The organism is Phaeovulum sp. W22_SRMD_FR3 (assembly GCF_052113705.1).
Classification (GTDB): Bacteria; Pseudomonadota; Alphaproteobacteria; order Rhodobacterales; family Rhodobacteraceae; genus JBGQOG01.
Genome location: NZ_JBGQOG010000001.1, coordinates 24,892 through 50,110, shown reverse-complemented (window position 1 = coordinate 50,110; position 25,219 = coordinate 24,892). Strand labels below are relative to the sequence as shown.

Below are 25,219 nucleotides of genomic sequence, written 5' to 3'. Positions count from 1 at the left end.
CGCCTGAAGCGGGCGGAATGCGAGGGGATTTGGGATGAACAAGGCGATTACCGACGGTCTGGTCTTCATGCCGACCGAATTCGCGGCGGGGCTGAATGTCTGGTCGAGTGAAAACGGCACGGCGGGGTCGGATACCTATGCCGGGGCGGCCAATGCGGCGCTGGTGACGGCGGATCAGGACTTCGGCGGCTGTCTGGAGATGATCAAGACCCAGAGCACGCAAAAGCTGCGCTATATGGGGCAGACCACCATCCTGCCGGGCTGTTATTTGCAGATCACTGCGCGGGTCAAGGCGATCTCGGGCAACCTGCCGTCGGTGAACATCGCGGGCTATGCGGCGAAAGCGAATGGCAGCAATGTCTCGGGCGTGGTGCAGGTGGGGCCGAGCGTGGCGCTGACCGCCTATGGCAAGGTCGAGACGATCACCGCGATTGTCGGCACCGGCAGCCGGGGCGGGGTGGACATGGCCTGGGGCACGCAGGCGGTTTACGGGCATTTCGGGCTGGACCTCACCGGGTCGAATGGCGGCACGGTGCGGATTGACGATATCGAGATCACCGACATCACCAGCGCCTTTTTGCGCGACATGATGGATTGGGTGGATGTGCGCGATTATGGCGCGGTGGGGGATGGGGTGACCGATGATGCCGCCGCCTTCAACGCGGCGGATGCGGCGGCGGCGGGGCGGCAGATCCTGGTGTCGGAGGGTGTCTATTACCTTGGGTCCAGTGTCTCGATTGCCGCGCCGATCCGCTTTGAGGGGACGCTGGTGATGCCGGTGACGGCGCGGCTGTCGCTGCTCAGCAGTTATGATTTCCCGACCTATGCCGATGCCTTTGGCGATGAACTGCTGGGCTTCAAAAAGGCGCTGCAGGCGTTGTTTTCCTATACCGATCACAATGCGCTTGATCTCTGTGGCCGCCGGGTCGAGGTGACCGAGCCGATTGACGTGCGCGCGCTGGCCCCCGATGTGGCGACCTTCTCCAACCGCCGGGTGCTGCGCAACGGGCAGTTCAATGTCGTTGCCGGGGCGGCCTGGAACACGACCACCGTCACCTCTTCGGCCAGCTACAACATCAATCAGCCGACGACGCTGACCAGCGTGACCAATATCGCCAATATTCCGGTGGGGGCACGGGTCACCGGCACCGGGGTGGGGCGTGAGGTCTATGTGAAGGCGGTGAATGTCGGCGCTTCCAGTCTCACCCTCAGCCAGCCCTTCTATGGCGGCTCGGGCACGCGGACGCTGACCTTTACCCGCGACAAATATGTGCTGGATTTCTCCGGCATGGCGCAGCTCGACCGGTTCAACATCGATGATGTCGAGTTTCTGTGCAACGGCGTGGCCAGCTGCATCATGCTGGCGCCGGACGGCCAGATGTTCCATCTGCGCGACAGCTATGTGGTCAAACCCAAGGCGCGCTGCATCACCTCGATCGGGCGGGGCTGTCAGGACATGCTGGTGGACCGCTGCCAGTTCCTCTCGGATGAGCAACTGGTGCCCGCGCAAAGCCGCACATCGCTCGCCATCAACATCAATGCCAATGACGCCAAGATCCGCGACAGCCGCTTTGTGCGCTTTGGCCATACGATCATCGCCGATGGCTCGGGGCATCTCTTTGTCGGCAACCATTGGTTCCAGGGCGATGAGGAGACGAATGGCGTGCGCGTGGCCGGGTTGATCCTGACCCAGACCAATGTGCAGACGGCGATCACCGGCAATTACATCGACAATTCCACCATCGAATGGACGAATGAATATGCGCCGAGCCCGAATTTCACCGGCACGGAATATTCCTTTGGCGGGCTGACGGTGACCGGCAATACCTTTGTCTGCATCAATGTGGCGCCCTGGTTCCGCTGGTTCTCGATGAAGCCCTATGGGTCGGGGCATTACATTCAGGGGCTGAACATTTCGTGCAATGTGTTCAAATCGCTGAACGGCTCGATTGACCGGATCGAGAAAGTGGACACCACCTTTGCCGATCTCGACCGCAGCCGGATGCGCAACATCCTGATGGAGGGGAACATCTACAACGCGGTCACGCAGTTCGTGAGCAATCCGGTGTTTCTTGAACACAATCAGGCGACGGCGCAGACGGTCTGGACGGTGGACCCCGGGGCCTATCTGCCGTTTGACGGCTGGGCGCGCAATGTCGAGAGCCTGGTGGCTGAGGGGATGATCACCACCGGATCGGGCGCGCGGATCTCCGACATGCCCTATGTGGGGGTCGAGCAGGGGGTCAACAACAATCAGGTGACGGTGAACTGGCCGCAGGCCGCGAAGGGGCGGATCCAGATCCGGGTGCGGATGGACAATCCGAACTGAGCAGCGGGGCGGTCAGGGCGTGAGGTCGGCTTCGCCGCGCAGATCCGCGGCGGTGAATTTCCAGGCCCGGCCAAAGCCGCCGTTCAGCGCGCCGCCGGTGATCTTCAGGAAAACAAAACGAAAATCCGCCAGCTCGATATAGAGTTTGGCCTTTGGATGCTCTGTCAGCCAGCGCCGGGATAGTTCCGGGCGCTGGCTTTCCTCTGTCGGTTCGGCGGTCACGCTGAGCGAGAGGCGCGGATGCGTAAGCGGGTCGCCCTTGGGCCCCGGTTCGCCCAGTAGAAGCCCCGCGCGCGGATCGGCGGCGAGGGCGGCGGTATGCGCGGCAAGGCCCGAGACAAAGAGATACAGCCCCTCGGGCACGGCCAGCCCCACCGCGACGCGGGTGACGGCGGGGGCGCCGGTGGCGGGGTCGAGGACGGCCAGAGCGCCATGGCGCGCCATGGTCATGAGCTGATGCGCCAGGGCGCGGCCTTCGGCATCGGCTGCGCGAAACGGTGTGGCAGGCGCGCCATTTGTCGCGGGGGGCAGGGGCATCGGGGACCTCGGCGGGCTTGACACTGGGCGCGGGCGGGCGCGAGGCTCGCGCAACAACAGCTAGGGATGAATGATGACACCTGCAAGCCGTGACGCGGCCGCAGTCCAGCACGCTCCTGTACGGGACGCGGCACTGCCGATGCTGATCACCCGACTGCGCGAAGGGTACAATGCGGGCGACCTGCGCGCCGATGCTTTGGCGGGGCTGACCGTCGCCATCGTGGCGCTGCCCCTGTCGATGGCGATTGCGATCGCCTCGGGGCTGGGGCCGGAGCGGGGCCTGTTCACCGCGATTGTCGGCGGGTTTCTGGTCTCGCTTCTGGGCGGGTCGCGGCATCAGGTGGGCGGCCCCGCGGGGGCGTTCATCGTGCTGGTGGCGGCCTGTGTCGCGCAGATCGGCGTGCCGGGGCTGGTGCTGGCGACGGTGCTCTCGGGGCTGATGCTGATCCTGTTGGGCCTGCTGCGGCTGGGCAACACGATCCGCTTCATCCCCTATCCGGTGACGCTGGGCTTTACCGCCGGTATCGGCGTCATCATCCTGCTCAGCCAGATGAAGGACCTCTTTGGCCTGCATCTGAGCGGTGCCGAGCCCGGCCCGGTGATCGCCAAGGTGGAGGCGCTTTGGGCGGCGCGGGGCAGCCTCAATCCGGCCTCGGTGGTGGTGGCGGTGCTGTCGATTGCGCTGATCCAGGCGCTGCGGCGCTGGCGTCCGCGCTGGCCGAACCTGCTGATCGCCGTCGTCGTCGCGTCGGTGCTGGTGGCGCTGTTGGGGCTGCCGGTGGAAACCATCGCCAGCCGTTTTGGCAGCCTGCCGCGGGTGCCGCCTGTGCCCAGCCTGCCGCCGATGGATGCGGCGCTGGTCATGCAGGCATTGCCCTGGGCGGTGAGTTTCACGCTTCTGGGCGCGATCGAGAGCCTTTTGTCGGCGATGGTGGCCGATGGGATGACCGGCGGTCAGCACCGCTCGAATGTCGAGCTGGTGGCGCAGGGGGTGGCGAATATCGGTGCGGCGCTGTTTGGCGGCATGTGCGTCACCGGCACCATCGCCCGCACCGCGACCAATGTGCGCGCAGGCTCGCGCGGGCCGGTCTCGGGGATGCTGCATGCGCTCTTCGTGCTGGGCTTCATGCTGATCGCGGCACCGCTCGCGGGCTATATCCCGCTGCCTGCCCTTGCGGGGGTGCTGGTGCTGGTCGCCTGGGGGATGATCGAGCGCGAGGAATGCGCCGTGCTGATCCGCGCCTCGCGCGCGGATGCGGCGGTGCTGGCGGTGACCTTCTTCCTCGTGGTCTTCCGCGATCTGAGCGAGGGGATCGTGGCGGGGTTCGCGCTGGGCGGTCTCGTTTTCATCCGCCGGATGGCCGAGGCGGCGCGGGTGGAGGCGCCCGAACCTGCCGGGCCGGAGGATCCGCCCTCGGACCCCGATATCGTCGTGCACCATCTGCGCGGCGTGATGTTCTTTGGCGCGGCGGCACTCCTGAGTGCGGTGCTGGACCGGATTGCCGCGCATCCGCGGGCGCTGATCGTGGATCTCGGCGATGTGCCATTTGTGGATTCCACCGCGGCGCGGATGCTGGTCTCGGTCGCGCAGAAAATGACCCGGCGGCAGGGACAGCTCTACATCTCCTCCGCCCGTCCGGCCCTGCGCGCGGCGCTGGCGGCGCAGGGGCTGGAGGCGCCCGCGGTGGTGTTTTGCGCCGATATTGCTGCGGCGCAGCATGCGGCGCGGCTGCGGCTCGACGCGGCGGCAGCCTGACCGAATCACTTGCCCGGTTTCAGGCGCGCGGCCCCGGGGCCGTGGTGCAAAGATGCCTGTCACATGCGCTATATCTGGTAGGGCAGCCTGGCAGCTTCACCGATCCGTGAACACACAACCGATTGAAACTCCTTGTCTTCGGGAAAGGGCTTTTTGCACGATTTACAAAGTTAACGCAAACACTGTCAAAATATTTACAGAAAAAATCAATTGTTAAAAAGAGCTTACACAAAATCGGCACTTTGGTTTACACTTCACTTGGGACGAGAGGCTTTGCTAAGCTAAAGCCGGGACCATCCGTAGTGGTCCGAAGCAGATCGAGGGAGGAAAGTCCGATGGGGGCTCACGAGCAGGTTGCAAATGCAGCAACTGAAACGCATCCGGTGCCGGCAGGGTTTGAGGGGGCGCATGCCGACCTCGCCAAATACCGCGCCATGTATGCGGAATCGATCAATGACCCGGACAGCTTCTGGGGCCGCGAAGGCAAGCGGCTCGATTGGATGACACCCTACACCCGCGTCAAGAACACCGATTTCACCTTTGGTCAGGTCTCGATCAAATGGTTTGAGGACGGGGTTCTGAACGCCAGCGTCAACTGCGTGGACCGGCATCTGCCCACCCGCGCCGATCAGACCGCGATCATTTTTGAACCCGATGATCCGGCCACCCCGGCCGAGCACATCACCTATGCGCAGCTCTCCGAGCGGGTGAACCGTTTCGCCAACGTCCTGCTCAGCCAGGGCGTCATGCGCGGTGACCGCGTCGTGATCTATCTGCCGATGATCCCCGAGGCGGCCTATGCCATGCTGGCCTGTGCCCGGATCGGTGCCATCCATTCCATCGTTTTCGCCGGTTTCTCGCCCGATGCCCTTGCCAACCGGATCAACGATTGCGGCGCCAAGCTGGTGATCACCGCCGATACCGCCCCGCGCGGCGGCCGCCGCACGGCGCTGAAATCGAACACCGATGCCGCCCTGCTGCATTGCTCGGACAAGGTGCGCTGTCTGGTGGTCAAACACACCGGCGATCAGACCACCTGGGTCGAAGGCCGTGACGTGGACGTCAAGGCGCTGATGGCGTCGGTCAGCCCGGAATGCCCGCCGCGGCCGATGGGCGCGGAAGATCCGCTGTTCATCCTCTACACCTCCGGCTCGACCGGCAAGCCGAAGGGCGTGGTGCACACCACCGGCGGCTATCTGGTCTATGCGGCGATGACGCATCAATACACCTTCGACTACCATGACGGCGACGTCTTCTGGTGCACGGCGGATGTGGGTTGGGTCACCGGCCACAGCTATATCATCTATGGTCCGCTGGCGAATGGCGCCACCACGATCATGTTTGAAGGTGTGCCGACCTGGCCGGATGCCGGGCGTTTCTGGCAGGTCTGCGAGAAGCACAAGGTCACCCAATTCTACACCGCCCCCACCGCGATCCGCGCGCTTATGGCGCAAGGGACGGAATTCGTTGAGAAATGCGATCTCTCCAGCCTGCGCGTCCTGGGCTCGGTCGGTGAGCCGATCAACCCCGAAGCCTGGGTCTGGTATGATCAGCATGTCGGCAAGGGTAAATGCCCGATCGTCGACACTTTCTGGCAGACCGAGACCGGCGGCCATATGCTGACGCCGCTGCCGGGCGCCACGGCGACCAAGCCCGGCTCGGCCACCACGCCGTTCTTTGGCGTGAAGCCGGTGGTGCTCGATCCCGCCACCGCGATCCGTCAGGGCGAGACCGAGGCCGAGGGCGTGCTCTGCATCTCGGACAGCTGGCCGGGGCAGATGCGGACGCTCTGGGGCGACCATGAGCGCTTCCAGGAGGCCTATTTCGCGCAGTATCGCGGCTATTACTTCACCGGCGACGGCTGCCGCCGCGACAAGGATGGCTATTACTGGATCACCGGCCGGGTGGATGACGTGATCAACGTCTCCGGCCACCGGATGGGCACGGCAGAGGTGGAATCGGCGCTGGTGGCGCATCCGCAGGTCGCCGAGGCGGCGGTGGTCGGCTATCCGCATGACATCAAAGGGCAGGGCATCTACGCCTATGTCACCTTGATGAACGACATCGAGCCTTCGGAGGATCTGCGCAAAGAGCTGGTGAAATGGGTCCGCCATGAGATCGGGCCGATCGCCAGCCCGGATCTGATCCAATGGGCGCCGGGCCTGCCGAAAACCCGTTCGGGCAAGATCATGCGCCGGATCCTGCGCAAGATCGCCGAGAATGACTTTGGCGCGCTGGGGGACATCTCGACGCTGGCCGATCCTTCGGTGGTCGATGATCTGATCGCCAACCGCATGAACCGGGCGTAAGCCCGATGGAGGCGCTGATGAACGATACAGTCCGCAGCCGCCCCGCGGTTCTGATCCTGCTCGGCCCTCCGGGGGCGGGCAAGGGCACGCAGGCGCGGATGCTGGAGGAGGGCTATGGCCTGATCCAGCTCTCCACCGGCGATCTGCTGCGCGCGGCGGTGGCGGCGGGCACGCCCGCGGGCCTCGCGGCGAAATCGGTGATGGAGGCCGGTGGCCTTGTCAGCGACGAGATCGTGCTGTCGATCCTGAAGGACCGCATGGCCGAGCCGGATGTGGCGGCGGGGGTCATCCTGGATGGCTTTCCGCGCACCGATGCGCAGGCGGCGGCGCTGGATGCGCTTTTGGCCGAGGCGGGTCAGAGCATCGGCGCCGCGATCAGCCTTGAGGTTGAAGATGAGGCGATGATCGCCCGGGTGGCGGGGCGCTATACCTGCGCCGCCTGCGGCGAAGGCTATCATGATGAATTCAAACAGCCGGCCCAGGCCGGGGTTTGCGACAAATGCGGCAGCCTGTCGTTCAAACGGCGGGCTGACGATACGGCCGAAACGGCGCGACAAAGGCTGAAAGCCTACCACGCCCAGACGGCCCCGCTGATTGCCCATTATGACCGGCAAGGCGTGCTGCACCGGGTGGATGCGATGGCTGACATCGACACCGTCCGGTCGAGCCTTGGCCGTGTGGTCACGGGTCTCTCAGCCTGAGGGGGAGGGATGTGGCCCCCAAGAGGAGCGGGGGCTGCATCCGGAGGTAACAACAGGGAGTAACGACAATGGCGGAGAAGTCTTCGTCCAATGCCTATTGGGCAGCCAATATCTCTATGATCCGCATCTCGCTGGTCATCTGGTTCTTGTGCTCATTCGGCTTTGGCATTTTGCTGCGCCCGATGCTGTCGGGCATCGCGGTCGGCGGTACCGACCTTGGTTTCTGGTTTGCCCAACAGGGTGCCATCCTCGTGTTTCTGGTGCTGATCTTTGTTTATGCCGCGCGCATGAACAAGCTCGACCAGGAACATGGCGTGGACGAATAAGGGAGCAGCGGAACCATGGATCAATTTACCCTCAACCTGCTCGTGGTGGGCGCGACATTCGCACTCTACTTCGGGATCGCGATCTGGGCCCGTGCCGGCTCGACCGCGGAGTTCTATGCCGCGGGCCGCGGCGTGCATCCGGTGCTGAACGGCATGGCGACCGGCGCCGACTGGATGTCCGCCGCCTCGTTCATCTCGATGGCGGGCCTGATCGCCGCCGTTGGCTATGACAACTCGACCTATCTGATGGGCTGGACCGGTGGCTATGTGCTGCTGGCGATGTTGCTGGCACCCTACCTGCGCAAATTCGGCAAGTTCACCGTGCCGGAATTCATCGGCGACCGTTTCTACAGCCCGACCGCCCGCATGGTGGCCGTGATCTGTCTGATCGTGGCCTCGGTCACCTATGTGATCGGCCAGATGACCGGGGTGGGCGTTGCCTTCTCGCGCTTCCTCGAGGTGAAATCCTCGACCGGCCTCTACATCGGCGCGGCGGTCGTGTTCTTCTACGCCGTTCTCGGCGGCATGAAGGGCATCACCTACACGCAGGTGGCGCAATATGTCGTGCTGATCATCGCCTATACGATCCCGGCGGTCTTCATCTCGCTGCAACTGACCGGCAATGCCCTGCCGCCGATCGGCCTGTTCTCCGAGCATACCGCCTCGGGCATGCCGCTGCTGGCCAAGCTCGACCAGGTCGTCACCGATCTCGGCTTTGGCAGCTACACCGGTGCGCATGACACCATGCTGAACACCTTCCTGTTCACCATGTCGCTGATGATCGGCACCGCCGGTCTGCCGCACGTCATCGTCCGCTTCTTCACCGTGCCGAAAGTGGCCGATGCACGCTCCTCGGCGGGCTGGGCGCTGGTCTTCATCGCGCTGCTCTATCTCGTGGCCCCGGCCGTGGGTGCGATGGCGCGTCTGAACCTGATCGACAACATCTACCCGAACGGCACTTCGGAGGCTCCGGTTTCCTATGAAGCCCGCCCGGACTGGATGAAGAACTGGGAAGTCACCGGTCTTCTGAAATTCGAAGACAAGAACGGCGACGGCCTGATCCAGTTCTACAACGACAAATCCGCCGCCTATGAACCCACCGCAACCGAACGCGGCTGGAAAGGCTCGGAGTTGACCGTGAACAATGACATCATGGTTCTGGCCAACCCCGAAATCGCGAAACTGCCGGGTTGGGTGGTTGCGCTGGTGGCGGCCGGTGGTCTGGCGGCGGCACTTTCGACAGCAGCGGGCCTTCTGCTGGCGATCTCTTCGGCGATCAGCCATGACCTGATCAAAGGCCAGCTGAACCCGAACATCTCGGAAAAAGGCGAGCTGATGGCCGCGCGTGTCTCGATGGGCGTGGCGATCGTGGTGGCCACCTATCTCGGCCTCAACCCTCCGGGCTTTGCGGCGCAAACCGTGGCACTGGCCTTCGGCCTGGCCGCAGCCTCGATCTTCCCGGCACTGATGATGGGCATCTTCTCGAAGCGCATCAACAACAAGGGCGCCGTGGCAGGGATGGTAACCGGTCTCTTGGTCACCATCGTCTACATCTTCCTGCACAAAGGCTGGTTCTTCGTGGAAGGCACCAACAGCTTCACCGATGCCGACCCGCTGCTGCTGTCGATCAAATCGACCTCCTTCGGGGCGGTGGGCGCGCTGATCAACTTCATCGTCGCCTATGTCGTGTCGAATGCGACCGAAGAGCCGCCGGTGGAAATTCAGGAACTGGTGGAATCGATCCGCATTCCGCGCGGTGCGGGCCAAGCCTCGCATCACTAAGTAAAACCGGGGGCAAACCCCTGACATCAACGGCGCGTCCCCCGCGGGGGGCGCGCCCACCAAGATCCCGAGGGAGGCCCCGAGATGACCGAGACCCATCCGGCCGTAACCGCCTTTTTGCAGACGGTGCATCCCTATGACAATCTGCCGCCCGACGAGCTGGCGCGTGTCGCCCGTTCCTTCAGCCGCAGGGAATATCTGCCCGGTGCCCTGATCTATGCCTTTGGCGAGCCCTTGGGCGGGCTGTTTCTGATCAAGAGCGGCGGGGTGGAAATCACCGACCGCAACGGCGCGCTGGTGTCGCTCCTGAGCGCGCGCAACAGCTTTGGCGAGCGCGGCCTGCTGCGCGACGGCTTGGCCGCCACCACCGCCCGCGCGAGCGAGCCGAGCGTGGTGCTGATGCTGCCCGCCGATGATTTCCGGCGCCTGATCGACAGCTCGGACGCCTTTGCGCGGTTCTTCAACCGCAGCCGCGCGGGAGAGCCGCGGGCGGCGGATTTCGCGCTGATGAAAGTCTCCGATATTCTGGCCCGCGCACCGCTGGCCTGTGCCCCTGACGCCAGCGTGGCGGTGGCGGCGCGGCTGATGCGCGACGCGGCGGTCTCTTCGCTGGGGGTGACGCAGGACGGGCTTGCGCATGGGCAGCTTCTCGGCATCGTCACCCAGCGCGATCTGTCGAACAAGGTGCTGGCCGAAGACCGCGATCCCGCGACGCCGGTGGCCGAGGTGATGACGCAAAATCCGGTGTCGCTGACGCAAAATGCGCTGGGGGGCGATGTGCTGGCCCTGATGCTCGAGCGGCGGATCGGGCATCTGCCGATCACCGATGAGGGGCATTTCATCGGCATGATCACCCAGACCGATCTGACGCGGTTTCAGGCGGTGTCCTCGGCGATGCTGGTGCATGAGGTGGCGGGGGCGCGGGATGCGGCGCAAATGGCGCAGGTGACCGCGCGGATCCCGCAGCTCTTGGCGCAGCTGGTTGGCGGCAATCACCGGCATGAGGTGATCACCCGCCGCATCACCGATATTGCCGATGCGGTGACCCGCCGCCTGCTGGCGCTGGCCGAAGAGGCCTTTGGCCCGCCGCCGGTGCCCTATCTTTGGCTCGCCTGTGGCAGCCAGGGGCGGCAAGAGCAGTCGGGCGTCTCGGACCAAGACAATTGCATGATCCTGGATGACAGCGTGACGCCAGAGGATATGCCGTATTTTCAGAACCTTGCGGCCTTTGTCAGCGATGGTTTGAACGAATGCGGCTATGTCTTTTGCCCCGGCGAGATGATGGCGACCACGCCGCGCTGGTGCCAGCCCGCGCAGGTCTGGCGCGACTATTTCCGCCATTGGATCGCCCGCCCGGATGGCGAGGCGCAGATGCTGGCCAGCGTGATGTTCGATCTGCGCCCGATCGGCGGTGCCGCCAGTCTCTTCGCCGAGATTCAAGCCGAGACGCTGGAGATGGCAGCCAAGAACTCGATCTTCGTGGCGCATATGATCAGCAATTCGCTGAAACACACGCCGCCTCTGGGGCTTATCCGCGGCTTTGCCACCATCCGCTCGGGCGAGCACCGCAACCATATCGACATGAAGATGAACGGCGTCGTGCCGGTGACCGATCTCGCGCGCATCTATGCGCTGCAGGGACGGCTGTCGCCCGCCAACACCCGTGCCCGGCTGCAGGGGGCGGAGGAGGCGGGGGTGATCTCGGTCACCGGCGCGCGCGACCTGATCGAGGCCTATGATCTGATCGCGTCCATGCGGTTGGAAAGTCAGGCCGTACTGGTCAAATCCGGGCGCAGGCCCGACAATTACCTGGCCCCGTCGGATCTCTCCGATTTTGAACGCAGCCATCTGCGCGACGCCTTCGTGGTGGTGCGCACGATGCAATCGGCGGCAGGGCACGGCAAAGGCGCAATAGGATAGGACTGACATATGACAATGGATCTGATTTCGATGCTGGCCGTGGGGGTTCTGGCCTTTTGCATCGCCTTTGCGCTCAATCACCTGACCGGAAAGCGGCTGCCGAAATGGAGCCTGCCCGCCGCCATCGGTCTGGCGATGATCGCGTTTTCGGTCTGGAATGAATACAGCTGGTTCCCCCGCGTGCGCGCCGAGCTGCCGCCCGAGGTGGAGGTGCTGCGCACGGCCAGCGACAGCGCGCCCTGGCGGCCCTGGACCTATCTCGCGCCGATCACCACCCGCTTCATGGCGCTGGATCAGCGGCAGGTGCTGCGCTCGGAACTGCATCCGGATCTGGTCGCGGCAGAGATCATGCTGGTGCAGCGCTGGACGCCCACCCGCCGGGTGCCGGTGGCCTTTGACTGTGCCGCCAACGCCCGCGCCGATCTGATCGAAGGCGCGGCGATGACGCCCGAGGGCGATGTGCGCGATGCCGTCTGGGTGCCACTGCCTGCCGATGATGCCGCGCTGATGGCGGCCTGCCGGAAAGGATAGGCGATGGAACCGCCGCGCGTGCTGATCGTCGAGGATGAGGATAATATCGCCGTCGCGCTGGATTATCTGATGACCCGCGAAGGGTTTACCGCCAGCCGCATGGCCAGCGGTGCCGGGGCTTTGGCCCGCATCCGCGCCGAGCGGCCCGATCTCGTGCTCCTCGATGTCATGCTGCCCGAGGTTTCGGGCTATGAGATCTGTCAGGAAATGCGCGCCGATCCCGGTCTGGCGGCGGTGCGCATCCTGATGATGACCGCGCGCGGCTCGGCGATGGAGCGGCGCAAGGGGCTGGCGCTCGGGGCGGATGGGTTCATTGCCAAACCGTTCGAGCTGCGCGAATTGCGCGCCGAAGTGCAGCGGCTGATGCAGCTGACGGCCCCGGGCGGGGGGGCCGGATCTGCCGCGGGAACCGATCCGACGGGAGGTGACCCGTCAGGTGGCGCGGCCTCGGGCGGGGCCGCATGATCACCGCGCTCTTGCGCCCCCTTGTGCGGCGGCTGCCGCTGCGGCGGCGTATATTTCTGTTGTTCTCCGGGCTGTTGGCCGGGGTGTGGCTTCTGCTGGCGGCGGGGCTTTATGCGGGCTACCGCCATCTGGGCCTGCCTGCGGCGGCGGATGGATTCTGGATCGGCGGCGTGGTCGCGGGCTTTGGCATCGCGCTGGCGGTCAGCGGCATCTGGTATCTTTTTGACGAATATCTGGCGCAGCCGCTGGAGCGGTTGGCGGGGGCGATGCGCGCGCAGAGCCATCCGGAGGCGGGTGAGACGGCGGCGGGCCTCGATCAGCTGCGCTATCTGGGCGATCTGGTGCCCGCGGCCCGGGCGCTCGGGGGCGAGCTGACCCGGCTGCGCGGGGCCTTGGCGGCATCGGTGGAACAGCAAACCACGCAGCTTGCGGCGGAAAAGCGGCGCCTTTCCGGGTTGTTGGCGGATGTGCCGGTGGGGGTGGTCCTGTGCCGCAGCGATCATCAGCTGGTGTTTTACAATGCGATGGCGCTCGATCTGCTGAACACCGCCGCGGCGGCGCCGGGGCTGGCGCGGCGGCTGACCGATTATCTTGTGGCCGGGCCGATCCTGCATGCCCATGCCCGGCTTTGCGCCGGGGCGGACCCCGAGGCGGCCTCGGATCTCTTGTGCACCAGCGCCGATGGCAGCCGGATTCTGGCCGCGCGGATGCGGCTCTGGGCCGAGGCGGGCGGGCAGGGCTATCTGCTGACGTTGCGCGATGTGACGCAGGATCTGGCGCAGCACGCCGCGCGCGAGGGGCTGGTGGCCGAGATGTCAGAGCGGCTGCGGCGGCCGGTGGCGGCCTTGCAGGCGATGGTCGAGCTGCCCGCGCCGGATGCGGCGGCGTTGCGGTCCGAGATTTCGGCGCTGACGCAGGCGCTGGCCGATCTGGCGGCGCGTGAAGAGGCCTGCCGCGCCAGTGCCGCGCCGCTGCCGGTCTTGCGTGCCTCGGATCTGATCGAGGCGGTGACCGCGCGGGCCGGGCGCGGGGTCACCACCGAGGTGGCCGATCTTTTGCTGCGCGGCGACGGGTTTGAGCTGGTGCTGCTGCTCGCGCATCTGGTGAGGCGGCTGGAGGGGGCGGATCTGCGGCTGAGCCTGAGCGAGGAGGGGGCCGGGGCGCTGATCCGGCTGGACTGGCACGGCGCGGCGCTGCCGATTGCCCGGCTGGAGGCGCTCCTGGCCGAGCCGCTGGAGCCGTCCCTGCCGGAGTTGACCGGGCGCGCGGTGCTCTCGCGGCATGGCACCGAGATCTGGCCCGAGGCGGGGCGCGGCACCGCCGCGCTGGTGCTGCCTCTGCGCGAGGCGCGGCGGGCCCCGCAGGCCTATGCCCCGCTGTCGCGGGAGTTGGTCTATGATTTTGCGCTGTTGGAGAAAACCGCGTTGACCGCGCTGGCGGACCGGCGCTGGGAGGATCTGACCTTCGTGGTCTTTGACACCGAAACCACCGGGCTGCGCCCCGATCAGGGCGATGCGGTGGTGCAGATCGCGGCGCTGCGGATCGTCAACGGGCGGCTGATCGCGCGCGAGGTTTTTGACACATTGGTGGATCCGGGGCGGCGGGTGCCGGCCTCGGCCACGGCGGTGCATGGGATCAGCGACGGGATGCTGGTGGGCGCGCCCGCCTTTCCCGAGGTGGCGCGGCGCTTTCACCGCTTCGCGGAAGGCGCGGTGCTGGTGGCGCATCACGCGCCCTTTGACATGGCCTTTCTGCGGCAGGTTGAACCTGCATTGGGCCTGCGTTTTGATCACCCGATTCTGGACACGGTGCTCTTGTCGGCGGTGGTCTTTGGCCCGGGCGCGGATCACTCACTCGACGCGCTGAGCCATCGTTTGGGGATCACGATTCCCGAGGAGGAACGGCACACGGCGCTGGGAGATACGCGGGCGACGGCGGAGGTCTTGTTGCGGCTGATCCCGGCGCTGCAGGCCAAGGGGATTGAGACCTTTGGCGGGTTTCTGGCCGAGGCGCGGCGGCATGGGCGGCTGCAAAAGGATCTGAACGGCTAGGGGCGTGCTTGCGACGCGGGCGAGGGGGGGGCTGTCTGCCCCCCGGCCTGCGGCCTCCCCCCGAGGATATTTGTGCCGAAGCAATGACTTCAGGGGAAGAGGGTCAGAACCGCTTCGGGGGGGCGGCCGAGGGCGGCGCGGTTTTCGTGCAGCACGAGGGGGCGCTCGATCAGTGCCGGGTTTGCGGCGAGGGCCGCGAGAATCTCGGCCTCGGGGGCGGTGGCGAGGTCCTTGGGTGCGTCTTTGACGCGGAGGAGGCTGAGGGCGGGTTGGCCAAGGGCGGTGAGGGCCTCTTGCAGCTCCGCAACGCTGGGCGGATCCTGCAGATAGAGCCGGATCTGCGGCGTGATCCCCGCTTCCGTCAGCAGCGCCAGCGTGGCGCGGGATTTGCTGCAGCGCGGGTTGTGCCAGATCGTGGTCATTTCAGAGCCAGTCGGCGCGGCCGGTGCCCACCGCTTCGGAAACAGCGGCGAAACCATCGCGGGCCAGAAGCGCATCAAGGCCGCGCACCACCTCGCCGACCAGTGAAATGCCGCCATAGACGAGGGCGGTGTAGAGCTGCACGGCGCTCGCACCTGCGCGGATCTTTTCATAGGCCTGTTCGGCGCTGCTGATGCCGCCCACCCCGATCAGGGGCACTTTGCCATGGGTGAGCTGCGACAGCCGGGCCAGGACACGCGTGGACTTTTCGAACAAAGGCGCGCCGGAGAGGCCGCCCATTTCGCCTGAATGTGCACTTTTCAGACCATCCCGCGCCAAAGTGGTGTTGGTGGCGATGATCGCGTCAATCTTGGCGGTCATGGCAACCTCGGCCAGATCCTCCAGTTCGGCGGGGCTGAGATCGGGGGCGATTTTCAGGAAGACCGGGATCCGGCGCGCGAGGCTGTCGCGGGTTTCGGTCACGCCTTTCAGCAGCGCGGAGAGCGCGGCCTTGCCCTGCAGATCGCGCAGCTTTTCGGTGTTGGGCGAAGAGACATTGACGGTGGCAAAATCCACATGCGGCCCCGCCACCGCCAGCACGCGGGCGAAATCGGCAGCGCGGTCGGCGCTGTCCTTGTTGGCCCCGAGGTTGAGGCCGACCGGCACGCCCGCCGGGCGCGCCGCCAGACGCAGGGCAATGGCCTCGACGCCCTCGTTGTTGAAGCCGAAACGGTTGATCGCGGCGCGGTCCTCGGTCAGCCGGAACAGCCGCGGCTTCGGGTTGCCGGGCTGCGGGCGCGGCGTGGCGGCGCCCACTTCGACAAAGCCAAAGCCCGCCTGCATCAGCCGGGCGGTGGCGGTGGCGTTCTTGTCAAAGCCAGCCGCGAGGCCGACCGGATTGGCCAGCTGCAGTCCCGCCAGCGTGGTCGCCAGCCGCGGCGAGGTGATCACCCCCGGCAGCGGTGCCAGACCCGCGTTCAGCGCGCGGATCGACAGGCCATGCGCGGTTTCCGGATCCAGCCGGTGCAGGGCAGCAAGCCCGATCGTCTCAAAGAATTTCACAATCTGCCCTCGGGAAAGATATGGCCGCTGAGGCCGAGCGGGAGCGAGGTGTCCCAGACCACCTCGGTGATCTGCAACGCCCGGTAAAGATGCGGGAAGAGCTGGCCGCCGCGCGAGGGTTCCCATTTCAGGGAGGCGCCGAGCGCGTCGCTGTCAAAGGCCACCAGCACCAGATCGCTTTCGGTGGCGAAATGCTTGGCGGCCGTCTCAACCACCTGGGTGCCGGTGGAGAAATGGATATAGCCATCGGCCAGATCGACCGGCGCCCCGGCGAATTCACCGGCGGCGACAAAGGCATCCCATTCGGGGCGGCGGAGGATTTTGTAAATCTGCATGGCGTTCAAATGCCCTGTGCCCCGAAATTGGTCAATCCTTGGTTTGCTGCCTGCGGCCTGCACAATGTCACGGCCGCGTCATTTCATGCCGCTAGGTCAGCGTAGGACTGAGGCTTTGACAGACCGCCATTGTAACAGCATCGTAACACGATCGTTTTCTCAGGAGGATTCCATGTCCCTTCGTTTGCTGACCTCGGCCGCCATTCTGGCGATGACTGCCGGTGCCGCTTCGGCGGATTATACGCTGACCATCCTGCATACCAATGATTTCCACTCCCGGTTTGAGCCGATTTCGAAATATGACGGCCCCTGTTCTGCCGAAGATGCGGCGGCGGATGACTGTTTTGGCGGCTCGGCCCGGCTGGTCACTGCGGTGACCGAGGCGCGCGCGCGCGATGAAAACGCGATTCTGGTGGATGGCGGCGATCAGTTTCAGGGCTCGCTGTTCTACACCTATTACAAGGGCAAGATGGCCGCCGAGTTCATGAACAAGCTCGGCTATGACGCGATGACGGTGGGCAACCATGAATTTGACGACGGGCCGGAGGTGCTGGCGGGCTTTATGGAGGCGGTGTCGTTTCCGGTGCTGATGTCCAACGCCGATGTCTCGGGCGAAAAGGCTCTGGCCGGCAAGCTGATGAAATCGACCATCATCGAGAAGAACGGCGAAAAGCTGGGCCTGATCGGCCTGACGCCGCAGGACACGGATGAGCTGTCGAGCCCGGGCAAGAACATCGTCTTCACCGATCCGGTGGATGCGGTGCAGGCCGAGGTGGACAAGCTGACCGCCGAAGGGGTGACCAAGATCATCGTGCTCAGCCATTCGGGCTATGCGGTGGACAAGAAGGTCGCGGCGGGCACCACCGGGGTGGACGTGATCGTCGGCGGGCACACCAATACCTATCTGTCGAACACCGACGAGAAGGCCGAAGGGCCCTATCCGACGATGGTCAACGGCACCGCGATTGTCTCGGCCTATGCCTATGGCAAGTTTCTGGGCGAGCTGAAGGTAGTGTTTGACGATGCGGGCGTGGTCAAGGAAGCCTCGGGCGAGCCTTTGATCATGAACGGTGAGGTGGTGCAGGACCAGCCCACGGTCGAGCGGATCGCCGAGCTGGCCAAGCCGCTGGAAGAGATCCGCAACAAGATCGTCGCGGAAAGTGCCGATCAGATCGACGGCAGCCGCGATCTCTGCCGCTCGGCCGAATGCCCGATGGGCAATCTGATTGCCGATGCGATGCTGGACCGGGTGAAGGCGCAGGGCGTGCAGATCGCCATTCAGAACGGTGGCGGTGTGCGCGCCTCGATCGATGGCGGGCAGGTGACCATGGGCGAAGTGCTGACCGTGCTGCCGTTCCAGAACACGCTCTCGACCTTCCAGGCCAAGGGCTCGACCGTGCTGGCGGCGCTGGAAAACGGGGTGAGCCAGGTGGAAGAGGGCGGCGGCCGTTTCCCGCAGGTGGCGGGGATCAAATTCGCCTTTGACCCGACGAAACCGGCGGGCGAGCGGATCTCGGATGTGATGGTGGCCGAGGGTGACGCCTTCGTGCCGCTGGATCCGGAAAAGGTCTATGGGCTGGTGTCGAACAATTATGTGCGCACCGGCGGTGACGGCTACAAGGTGTTCGACACCGAATCGTCGAATGCCTATGACTTCGGCCCCGATCTGGCCGATGTGACGGCGGAATATCTGGCCAAATCGAACGGCTATACCCCCTATGTGGACGGGCGCATCACCCGTAAATGACGGGCACGCATCCGATATTCAGGGCACGCGGCCAAGGTCGCGTGCCCTTTTTCATGCCCGTTCCCGCCGCGACCGCAAAGCAGGCAGGGCGTCTTTGCACGCCTCACCCGGATGCGGCAGCCGCGCGCTCTGCCCGGACCCCGCGCGCCGGTCTGCCCCGCGCGGCACAGGAACTCCCGGCCCGTGCCGTGTGGCCGTTGTGCCCCTTTGCGGGTCGCCGCAAAGGGGGAGGGGCGGGCCGCGCAGGATCTTGCGCGCGGTGATGCAGCAGATGCTTGAACCCCGCGCGCGATGCCGTTATGACAGGGCGCAGCGCGGGCGTTGTGTAATGGTAAGACCTTAGCCTTCCAAGCTAAAGACGCGGGTTCGATTCCCGCCGCCCGCTCCAGATCCTCTCCCCATATCCTCCCGGATCGTCAGACACTGCGCCGCCCGCCCGCAGTGCGTGAAGGCGGAGCGCAAGGGTTTTGACGATGGGAGAGCGGGTTCAGCCCTGCGCCCGGCGTGCCAGTGCCCCGCCTGCCAGTGCCTCGCCTGCCAGTGCCCTGCCTGAACAGGATGCTACCCTATCAGCGCAGCGGTGACTGTCCGGCATGCGGCGGGACTTTGACAGGCGGTGCCCTGGGTCCGGCAAGCAGTGGATCCGGCAGGCCGTGGAACTGGCATGCGGTGCTGGTCTGGTCAGACCCCCGCCCGGACCCGCGTCACGCCCGATGCGGCGCAGGCGGGAGACCACCTGCGCCGCATCGGGCAGCCTTGGCGCACATCAGGCGCGGGATTTATTTGGTCAGGATCAGCTTGCCCGCGCGGGTGATGCGCAGCGTATAGACCTGCCCGTGCAGCATGATATGCGCCTGCGCGCCGCCGTCGGTCAGGCGGGTCGCATCATGCACCGGCAGGCCGGTGGTGAAACTTTGGGGGTCGCTCAGGGTCATGGCATCCTCTCGATACGGTCCAGCATCATTTCCAACCCCTCCGCCGAGGGGAAAATTCCGGCCAGCAGCATCTGCAGCATGTCGCGCAGATCCGGCCCGGCGCCGGGGCGCTTTGGGCCCGGTTCGCGGGCAGACGGTTCGGGCGCAGAGGCCGCGGGGACAGCCCGCAGGGGGACGGGCTGTGGCATCATGTTCATTCCGGTCTCCTTTCGCTTGGGGCTTGTCTCGTGACTGGCCTGAAAAAGATGACTTGTTCGCTCAGGTTTGTAAAGCCTGATTCTTTTACTAGGATTTAGAAATCTGACTGGGCGGCGCGCCCTCTGGCCGCTCAGCGCCGCACAGGGAGTGGTGCGCGCAAAAAGGTCAGGAAAATCTTTGCCCGCCGGGATGGGTGGACTACCTTGGGGCCAACGAGAGGGAGAAAACGATGCAAAAACCGATGTTCCGCGCGCCCGCGCTTCTGGCACTGGGGCTGGGCCTTGCTGTCACCACCGGCGCTTTTGCCGATGTCACCGTCTCCTCCAAGATCGATACCGAGGGCGGGGTTCTGGGCAATATCATTCTGGAGATGCTGAAAACCAACGAGATTCCGGTGGTGGACAAGATCCAGTTGGGCGCCACCCCGATCCTGCGCGAGGCGATCATTCAGGGGCAGGTCGACATTTATCCGGACTATACCGGCAATGGCGCCTTCTTCTTCAATCAGGCGGATGACCCGGTCTGGAAAGATCCCGACGGCGCCTATCAGGCGGTGAAAAAGCTGGATTATGACGCCAACAAGATCGTCTGGCTGGCCCCGGCTTCGGCCAATAACACCTGGGCGATTGCGCTGCGCCGGGACCTGGCCGAAGCGAAGGGGCTGAAAAGCCTCAGCGATTTTGGCGCCTATGTCGCGGCAGGGGGCACGGTGAAACTGGCGGCGAGTTCGGAGTTCGTCACCTCGGCCTCGGCACTGCCCGCGTTTCAGGAGGCCTATGGCTTCACGCTCAGCCCGGATCAGCTGATCACCCTCTCGGGCGGCGACACGGCGGCGACGATTGCGGCGGCGGCGCAAAAGACCTCGGGCGCGGATGCGGCGATGGTGTACGGCACCGATGGCGGCATTGCGGCGGCCGATCTGGTGGTGCTTGCGGATGACAAGAACGTGCAGCCGATCTATCAGCCGGCGCCCCTGGTGCGCGAAGCGGTGCTGACGGAATATCCGCAGATCGAGGGGATCTTGACCCCGGTCTTTGCCGCGCTGGATCTGGAGGCCCTGCAAGAGATGAATGGCCGCGTGCAGGTGGGCGGCGAGCCTGCGGCTCAGGTGGCGCATGACTTCCTGCTCTCCAAGGGCTTTGTCCATTAAGAGGCTCGACCGGCTGGGGTCAGTGATTGCTCTGGCGCTGATTCTGGCGCCGGGGCTTTTGCCGTTTGCCCTGCTGCGGCCGAACCGGATCGCGGCGCCGCAGGGGGTGCCGCTCTGGCAGGCGCTGCCGCAGCCTGGCGCCGGGCTGGCGCTGCTGGCGCTGGTGGTTCTGGCGGGGCTGTTTCTCTGGCGGGGGGCGCCGCGTCTGCGGCTGCTGGCGGCGGCGCTGGGGCTTGTGGGGCAGGGCGTGGCGATCGGTCTTGCCGCGCGGCATCTGCTGCCCCCCGAGAATGGCTATGCCCGCGTCTCGCCGGGGGCAGGGTTCTGGCTGCTGCTGGCGGCGCTGGGGCTGGCCTTGGCCGATGCTTTGGCCCGCGAGCGCCTGCGGCCCGGCGGCCGGGTTCTGGCGCTGACACTGGCGCTGGCGGCGCTGGCGCTCATGATCGGCTCGGGCCTTTGGCGCGATCTGTCGGTCCTGCGCGAGGCGGCGAGCCGCGAGGCGGCCTTTGTGCAGGCGCTGCAGGTGCACGCCGCATTGGCGCTGTCGTCGGTGGCGATGGCCCTCATGGTCGGCCTGCCGCTGGGGATCTGGGCGCAGCGCCGCCCCCGCCTGCGCGAGGGGCTGCTGGCGGGGCTGAACATGGTGCAGACCGTGCCCTCGATGGCGCTCTTTGGCCTGATGATCGCGCCGCTGGCCTGGCTCGCGGCCAGTTGGCCCGGATTGGCGGCGCTGGGGGTGGCGGGGATCGGCCCGGCCCCGGCCTTTCTGGCGCTCTGGATCTATGCGCTGTTGCCGGTGGTGGCCTCGGTTCTGGCGGGGCTGCAGGCGGTGCCCGGGGCGGTGCGGGCGGCGGCAGATGGTATGGGCATGAGCGCGCGGCAGCGCCTTTGGCAGGTGGAGCTGCCGTTGGCCTTGCCCGCAATCCTCACCGGGCTGCGGCTGGTTCTGGTGCAAAACATCGGGCTGGCGGTGATCGCCGGGCTGGTGGGCGGCGGTGGCCTTGGCGTGTTCGTGTTTCAGGGGCTGAGCCAGACCGCGCCGGATCTGGTGATGCTGGGGGCGCTGCCGACAGTGGTGATGGCGCTGGCGGCGGCGGTGCTGCTGGACGCGGGCACCGAATGGGCGCGGCGCGGGCGCAGCGCCCCGGGGGAAGGGAGAGGCGCATGATTGAGCTGGAAAATCTGGGCCGCCGCTACAGGGACCGCATGGCGGTGGAGGGCGTGAGCCTGACCGTGGCAAAGGGCGAGATTGCGGTGATCGTCGGCACCTCCGGCTCCGGCAAGACCACACTCCTTCGGATGATCAACCGGCTGGTCGAGCCGAGCACCGGCCTCGTGCGCATCAATGGCCAGCCCAACACCGCGCTGCCCGCACAAGAGCTGCGGCGGGGGATTGGCTATGCCATTCAAGGCAATGGCCTGTTTCCGCACCGCACCGTGGCCGAGAATATCGCCACCGTGCCCCGCCTTCTCGGCTGGGACCGGGCGCGGATCCGGGCGCGGGTCGATGCGCTGCTCACGCTGTTTGACCTCGACCCCGCCCTCTACCGGGACCGGATGCCGCAGGCGCTCTCGGGCGGGCAGCAGCAGCGGGTGGGGGTGGCGCGGGCGCTGGCCGCGGATCCGCCGATCCTGCTGATGGATGAGCCCTTTGGCGCGCTCGACCCGATCCTGCGGGCGCGGGCGCAGGCCGATCTGCGGGCGCTGCAGCGGCGGCTGGGCACCACCATCGTGCTCGTCACGCATGACATGGAGGAGGCGCTGACGCTGGGCGACCGGATCGCGGTGATGGCCGAAGGGCGGTTGCAGCAATACGCCCGCCCGGCAGAGCTGCTGACCGCGCCCGCCAATGCGTTCGTCCGCGACCTTCTGGGCAGCGGCGATCCGGCGTTGCGGCTGTTGGGGGTGCAGGATCTGGCGACGCTGGTCGAGGCGGGCCCCGCCGAGGGCCCCGCGATGGCGGTGGATGCCTCAATGCGGGCGGCGCTGGCCGAATGCCTCTGGTCGCGACGCAGCGCGCTGCCGGTCAGCCGTGACGGGGTGGTGATTGGCCGGGTGACCCGCGCCGCATTGGAGGCGGCGGGCGGGCGGCCTCTCGATGCCGGGGGCGTGGCATGAGAGCGGTCTGGCTGCGCGGCGGGGTGGCGGTGGCGATGCTGGCCTTTCTGGCGCGGCCCGAGGCCTTTGCGCCGGTGTTTGCGCCGCTCACCCGCTATGGTGCGGCGCCGATCTATCTGCAAACGCCGCTCTGGTCGCTGATGCTGGGGCATCTGGTGCTGGTGGGGGTGGCGGTGTCGGCGGCGGCGGTGCTGGGCATTGGCCTTGCCGTGCTGACCACCCGCGCGGGCGGGCGCGATTTCCTGCCGCTCGCCCGGCTCTTGGCCAATCTGGGCCAGACCTTTCCACCCGTCGCCGTGCTGGCGCTGGCGGTCCCGGTCTTTGGTTTTGGCACGGTGCCGACGTTGATCGCGCTTTTTCTCTATGCGCTCTTGCCGATTTTCGAGACGGCGCTGACCGGCCTGTTGGGCGTGCCCGCTGCGGTGCGCGAGGCAGCGGATGGGATGGGGATGCACCCGGCCCAGCGGCTCTGGCAGGTGGAATTGCCGCTGGCGTTGCCGCAGATGCTGACCGGGCTGCGCCTCTCGGCGGTGATCGCGCTGGCCACGGCGACGCTCGGCTCCACCGTGGCGGCGCGGAGTTTGGGCGAGGTGATCCTTGCCGGGCTGCAGACCGGCAATACCGCCTTTGTGGCGCAGGGCGCGCTGTTGGTGGGCGGACTGGCGGTGCTGACCGATGCCGGATTTCGCGCGCTGGAGGCGCTGGTGCGGCGGCGGCTGGGGCAGGAGGCCCCGGGCGCGCCGGCGGCAGGTCCGGTGGCGGAACCAGCCCGCGGCTGAATTGACCGTTGTGCAGCGCCGCCCTTGCCGCGCCCCGAAACCCTCCGTATCCTTTTGGAAAACAACGGGGATGGTGCCGATGGACGAAAGTGGTGGCCCGCAGGGCGAATTGCAGCTGCGCACGCTGGCAATGCCAGCGGATGTGAATGTGAATGGCGATATTTTCGGCGGCTGGGTGCTGTCGCAGATGGACATCGCGGCGGGCATCGTGGCGGGCGCCCGCGCGCGCGGCCGGGTGGCGACCATCGCCATTGATGCGATGAAATTCATCCGTCCGGTCAAGGTGGGCGATGTGCTCTGCATCTATGCCGATGTCGAGCGGGTCGGGCGCAGCTCGATGGGGATCCATATCGAGGCCTGGGTGCTGCGCGACCGCTATGGCAACCGCGAGAAGGTGACCGAGGCCACCTTTACCTTCGTCGCCATTGATGAGCAGGGCAAGCCGCGCCCGGTGGATGGGCCCGTCGATGGTCCGGCAGAGAGCTGACCGCGCGGCCTGAGTCTGCCGCGGCGCAGCAGGCCTCCGCGCAGCTGCGGCACGGGGGGAGGCCGCGCGGGCCGCGGGCGGGCGGTTTATGAAAAGACATAGATATATCAATGGACAACCCCGCCCGGACGCGCGTTCCGGCGGGGTTTTCTCATGCCGGAAATGGTATGCAAGCATCCGAAATTCGGCGGGTTCCGCATGCTTTACATATAATAGTACTTTTGCTAGCGTTTGATCACGCTCTGGTGAAACGAGGAGGTTTCATTGGGGATTTCAGGGAGGAAATCATGAAAACTTCGCGTCTGCTTGCGGTCTCCGCAGGCCTCATTACCCTTATGTCGTCGACCATCGCCTCGACCGCGATGGCCAAGGATCTGGTGGTCGGTTTCTCGCAGATCGGCTCGGAATCCGGCTGGCGGGCGGCCGAGACCTCGGTCACCAAGCAAGAGGCCGAAAAGCGCGGCATCGATCTGAAATTTGCCGATGCGCAGCAAAAACAAGAGAACCAGATCAAGGCGATCCGTGGCTTTATCGCCCAGGGCGTCGATGCGATCCTGGTCGCGCCGGTCGTCGCCACCGGCTGGGATGATGTGCTGTCGGAAGCCAAAGACGCCAATATCCCGGTCGTGCTGCTCGACCGGGGCGTCGATGCGCCGGAAGATCTCTATCTGACCTCCGTCGCCTCGAACCAGGTGACCGAAGGCAAAGTGGCAGGCCAATGGCTGGTGGACGCGGAAGCGGGCGCCGATTGTAAGGTTGTTGAGCTGCAGGGCACCGTCGGCTCGACCCCGGCGATCAACCGCAAGCAGGGCTTTGAAGAGGCGATTGCCGCCGCGCCGAACATCACGATCATCCGCAGCCAGACCGGGGATTTCACCCGCTCGAAGGGCAAGGAAGTGATGGAAGGCTTTATCAAGGCCGAGAATGGCGGCAAGGACATCTGCGCCGTTTACGCCCATAACGATGACATGGCGGTGGGTGCCATTCAGGCGATCAAGGATGCCGGGCTGAAGCCGGGCACCGACATCAAGGTGGTCTCGATCGATGCCGTGCCGGATATTTTCTCGGCCATGGTCGCGGGCGAGGCGAATGCCACGGTGGAGTTGACGCCGAACATGGCGGGCCCGGCCTTTGATGCGCTGGAGAAATATCTGGCGGATGGCACGATGCCGGAGAAATTCATCATCACCGAGTCGAAACTCTACACCCCGGCGGATGACGCACAGGGCGAGTTCGACCGCCGCAAGGGCTTGGGCTACTGACCTTCCTGACCTGAGGCAG

Annotated in this window: 22 protein-coding genes, 1 tRNA gene and 1 pseudogene; 18 read left to right on the top strand and 6 right to left on the bottom strand. The window is 65.8% G+C overall.

Annotated elements, in window-relative coordinates:
* The first annotated feature begins 34 nt into the window (after window positions 1–34).
* A complete protein-coding gene (locus ACEN2S_RS00210; protein WP_441860807.1) occupies window positions 35–2,329 on the top strand; it encodes a glycosyl hydrolase family 28-related protein in 2,295 nt (764 codons plus the stop codon).
* A 12-nt stretch (window positions 2,330–2,341) separates the two neighbouring features.
* On the opposite strand, the gene ACEN2S_RS00205 is transcribed toward ACEN2S_RS00210, so the two are convergent.
* On the bottom strand, window positions 2,342–2,866 hold the full coding sequence (locus tag ACEN2S_RS00205; protein ID WP_441860804.1) for a pyridoxamine 5-phosphate oxidase: 525 nt from the start codon (window positions 2,864–2,866) through the stop codon (window positions 2,342–2,344).
* A gap of 139 nt (window positions 2,867–3,005) precedes the next feature.
* On the opposite strand from ACEN2S_RS00205, the gene ACEN2S_RS00200 reads away from it, so the two are divergent.
* The 9 genes and pseudogenes from ACEN2S_RS00200 to ACEN2S_RS00160 all read left to right on the top strand — a co-directional run bounded on the left by ACEN2S_RS00200 (window position 3,006) and on the right by ACEN2S_RS00160 (window position 14,707).
* Window positions 3,006–4,622: a SulP family inorganic anion transporter gene (locus tag ACEN2S_RS00200; RefSeq protein ID WP_441860801.1), complete on the top strand. Its 1,617-nt coding sequence runs from the start codon at window positions 3,006–3,008 to the stop codon at window positions 4,620–4,622.
* A 335-nt stretch (window positions 4,623–4,957) separates the two neighbouring features.
* Window positions 4,958–6,931, top strand: coding sequence for an acetate--CoA ligase (gene acs / locus ACEN2S_RS00195; protein ID WP_441860798.1), 1,974 nt, complete (start codon window positions 4,958–4,960; stop codon window positions 6,929–6,931).
* Window positions 6,932–6,948: 17 nt separating this feature from the next.
* Window positions 6,949–7,632, top strand: a complete 684-nt coding sequence (locus ACEN2S_RS00190) for an adenylate kinase (protein ID WP_441860795.1) — start codon at window positions 6,949–6,951, stop codon at window positions 7,630–7,632.
* Window positions 7,633–7,700: 68 nt separating this feature from the next.
* On the top strand, window positions 7,701–7,958 hold the full coding sequence (locus ACEN2S_RS00185) for a DUF4212 domain-containing protein (RefSeq protein WP_441860792.1): 258 nt from the start codon (window positions 7,701–7,703) through the stop codon (window positions 7,956–7,958).
* A gap of 15 nt (window positions 7,959–7,973) precedes the next feature.
* Window positions 7,974–9,740 (top strand): sodium:solute symporter family protein, encoded by a 1,767-nt coding sequence (locus ACEN2S_RS00180; protein ID WP_441860789.1) that lies wholly within the window; start codon window positions 7,974–7,976, stop codon window positions 9,738–9,740.
* An 84-nt stretch (window positions 9,741–9,824) separates the two neighbouring features.
* On the top strand, window positions 9,825–11,660 hold the full coding sequence (locus tag ACEN2S_RS00175) for a DUF294 nucleotidyltransferase-like domain-containing protein (RefSeq protein ID WP_441860786.1): 1,836 nt from the start codon (window positions 9,825–9,827) through the stop codon (window positions 11,658–11,660).
* A 9-nt stretch (window positions 11,661–11,669) separates the two neighbouring features.
* On the top strand, window positions 11,670–12,191 hold the full coding sequence (locus tag ACEN2S_RS00170) for a hypothetical protein (RefSeq protein WP_441860784.1): 522 nt from the start codon (window positions 11,670–11,672) through the stop codon (window positions 12,189–12,191).
* A 3-nt stretch (window positions 12,192–12,194) separates the two neighbouring features.
* Window positions 12,195–12,557 (top strand): annotated as a pseudogene (locus ACEN2S_RS00165) (response regulator transcription factor); the annotation flags it as partial.
* A 95-nt stretch (window positions 12,558–12,652) separates the two neighbouring features.
* Window positions 12,653–14,707 (top strand): exonuclease domain-containing protein, encoded by a 2,055-nt coding sequence (locus tag ACEN2S_RS00160; RefSeq protein ID WP_441860782.1) that lies wholly within the window; start codon window positions 12,653–12,655, stop codon window positions 14,705–14,707.
* Between the two features lie 89 nt (window positions 14,708–14,796).
* Here the strand turns inward: ACEN2S_RS00160 and arsC are convergent, their stop codons facing one another.
* Genes arsC through ACEN2S_RS00145 form a run of 3 tightly spaced genes read right to left on the bottom strand, consistent with a single transcriptional unit; the run spans window position 14,797 to window position 16,524 of the window.
* Window positions 14,797–15,129: an arsenate reductase (glutaredoxin) gene (gene arsC, locus ACEN2S_RS00155; RefSeq protein WP_441860779.1), complete on the bottom strand. Its 333-nt coding sequence runs from the start codon at window positions 15,127–15,129 to the stop codon at window positions 14,797–14,799.
* A 1-nt stretch (window position 15,130) separates the two neighbouring features.
* Window positions 15,131–16,189 (bottom strand): quinone-dependent dihydroorotate dehydrogenase, encoded by a 1,059-nt coding sequence (locus ACEN2S_RS00150; RefSeq protein WP_441860776.1) that lies wholly within the window; start codon window positions 16,187–16,189, stop codon window positions 15,131–15,133.
* Window positions 16,186–16,524, bottom strand: a complete 339-nt coding sequence (locus ACEN2S_RS00145; protein ID WP_441860773.1) for a DUF952 domain-containing protein — start codon at window positions 16,522–16,524, stop codon at window positions 16,186–16,188. The genes ACEN2S_RS00150 and ACEN2S_RS00145 overlap by 4 nt, the downstream gene beginning before the upstream one ends.
* Window positions 16,525–16,696: 172 nt before the next feature.
* On the opposite strand from ACEN2S_RS00145, the gene ACEN2S_RS00140 reads away from it, so the two are divergent.
* A complete protein-coding gene (locus ACEN2S_RS00140; RefSeq protein ID WP_441860770.1) occupies window positions 16,697–18,271 on the top strand; it encodes a bifunctional metallophosphatase/5'-nucleotidase in 1,575 nt (524 codons plus the stop codon).
* 314 nt (window positions 18,272–18,585) lie between these two features.
* Window positions 18,586–18,659 (top strand) — tRNA-Gly (locus tag ACEN2S_RS00135).
* 391 nt (window positions 18,660–19,050) lie between these two features.
* On the opposite strand, the gene hemP is transcribed toward ACEN2S_RS00135, so the two are convergent.
* A complete protein-coding gene (gene hemP / locus ACEN2S_RS00130) occupies window positions 19,051–19,206 on the bottom strand; it encodes a hemin uptake protein HemP (RefSeq protein WP_441860767.1) in 156 nt (51 codons plus the stop codon).
* Window positions 19,203–19,403 carry a hypothetical protein gene (locus tag ACEN2S_RS00125; protein WP_441860764.1) on the bottom strand — a complete coding sequence of 67 codons (201 nt, stop codon included), beginning with the start codon at window positions 19,401–19,403 and terminating at the stop codon, window positions 19,203–19,205. The genes hemP and ACEN2S_RS00125 overlap by 4 nt, the downstream gene beginning before the upstream one ends.
* 230 nt (window positions 19,404–19,633) lie before the next feature.
* Between ACEN2S_RS00125 and osmF the strand changes: the two genes are divergently transcribed.
* The 6 genes from osmF (at window position 19,634) to ytfQ (ending at window position 25,200) form a co-directional block, all read left to right on the top strand.
* The gene (gene osmF / locus ACEN2S_RS00120) at window positions 19,634–20,554 is read left to right on the top strand and encodes a glycine betaine ABC transporter substrate-binding protein OsmF (protein ID WP_441860761.1); all 921 of its coding nucleotides are present in this window, start codon (window positions 19,634–19,636) and stop codon (window positions 20,552–20,554) included.
* Window positions 20,544–21,722, top strand: coding sequence for an ABC transporter permease (locus ACEN2S_RS00115; RefSeq protein WP_441860758.1), 1,179 nt, complete (start codon window positions 20,544–20,546; stop codon window positions 21,720–21,722). Before osmF ends, ACEN2S_RS00115 begins: the two co-directional genes overlap by 11 nt.
* On the top strand, window positions 21,719–22,672 hold the full coding sequence (locus ACEN2S_RS00110) for an ABC transporter ATP-binding protein (RefSeq protein ID WP_441860755.1): 954 nt from the start codon (window positions 21,719–21,721) through the stop codon (window positions 22,670–22,672). The genes ACEN2S_RS00115 and ACEN2S_RS00110 overlap by 4 nt, the downstream gene beginning before the upstream one ends.
* Complete coding sequence (locus tag ACEN2S_RS00105; protein WP_441860752.1) at window positions 22,669–23,451, top strand: ABC transporter permease; 783 nt, start codon at window positions 22,669–22,671, stop codon at window positions 23,449–23,451. The genes ACEN2S_RS00110 and ACEN2S_RS00105 overlap by 4 nt, the downstream gene beginning before the upstream one ends.
* Before the next feature lie 79 nt (window positions 23,452–23,530).
* The gene (locus ACEN2S_RS00100; protein WP_441860749.1) at window positions 23,531–23,938 is read left to right on the top strand and encodes an acyl-CoA thioesterase; all 408 of its coding nucleotides are present in this window, start codon (window positions 23,531–23,533) and stop codon (window positions 23,936–23,938) included.
* Between the two features lie 287 nt (window positions 23,939–24,225).
* The gene (gene ytfQ / locus ACEN2S_RS00095; protein ID WP_441860746.1) at window positions 24,226–25,200 is read left to right on the top strand and encodes a galactofuranose ABC transporter, galactofuranose-binding protein YtfQ; all 975 of its coding nucleotides are present in this window, start codon (window positions 24,226–24,228) and stop codon (window positions 25,198–25,200) included.
* Window positions 25,201–25,219 lie beyond the last annotated feature (19 nt).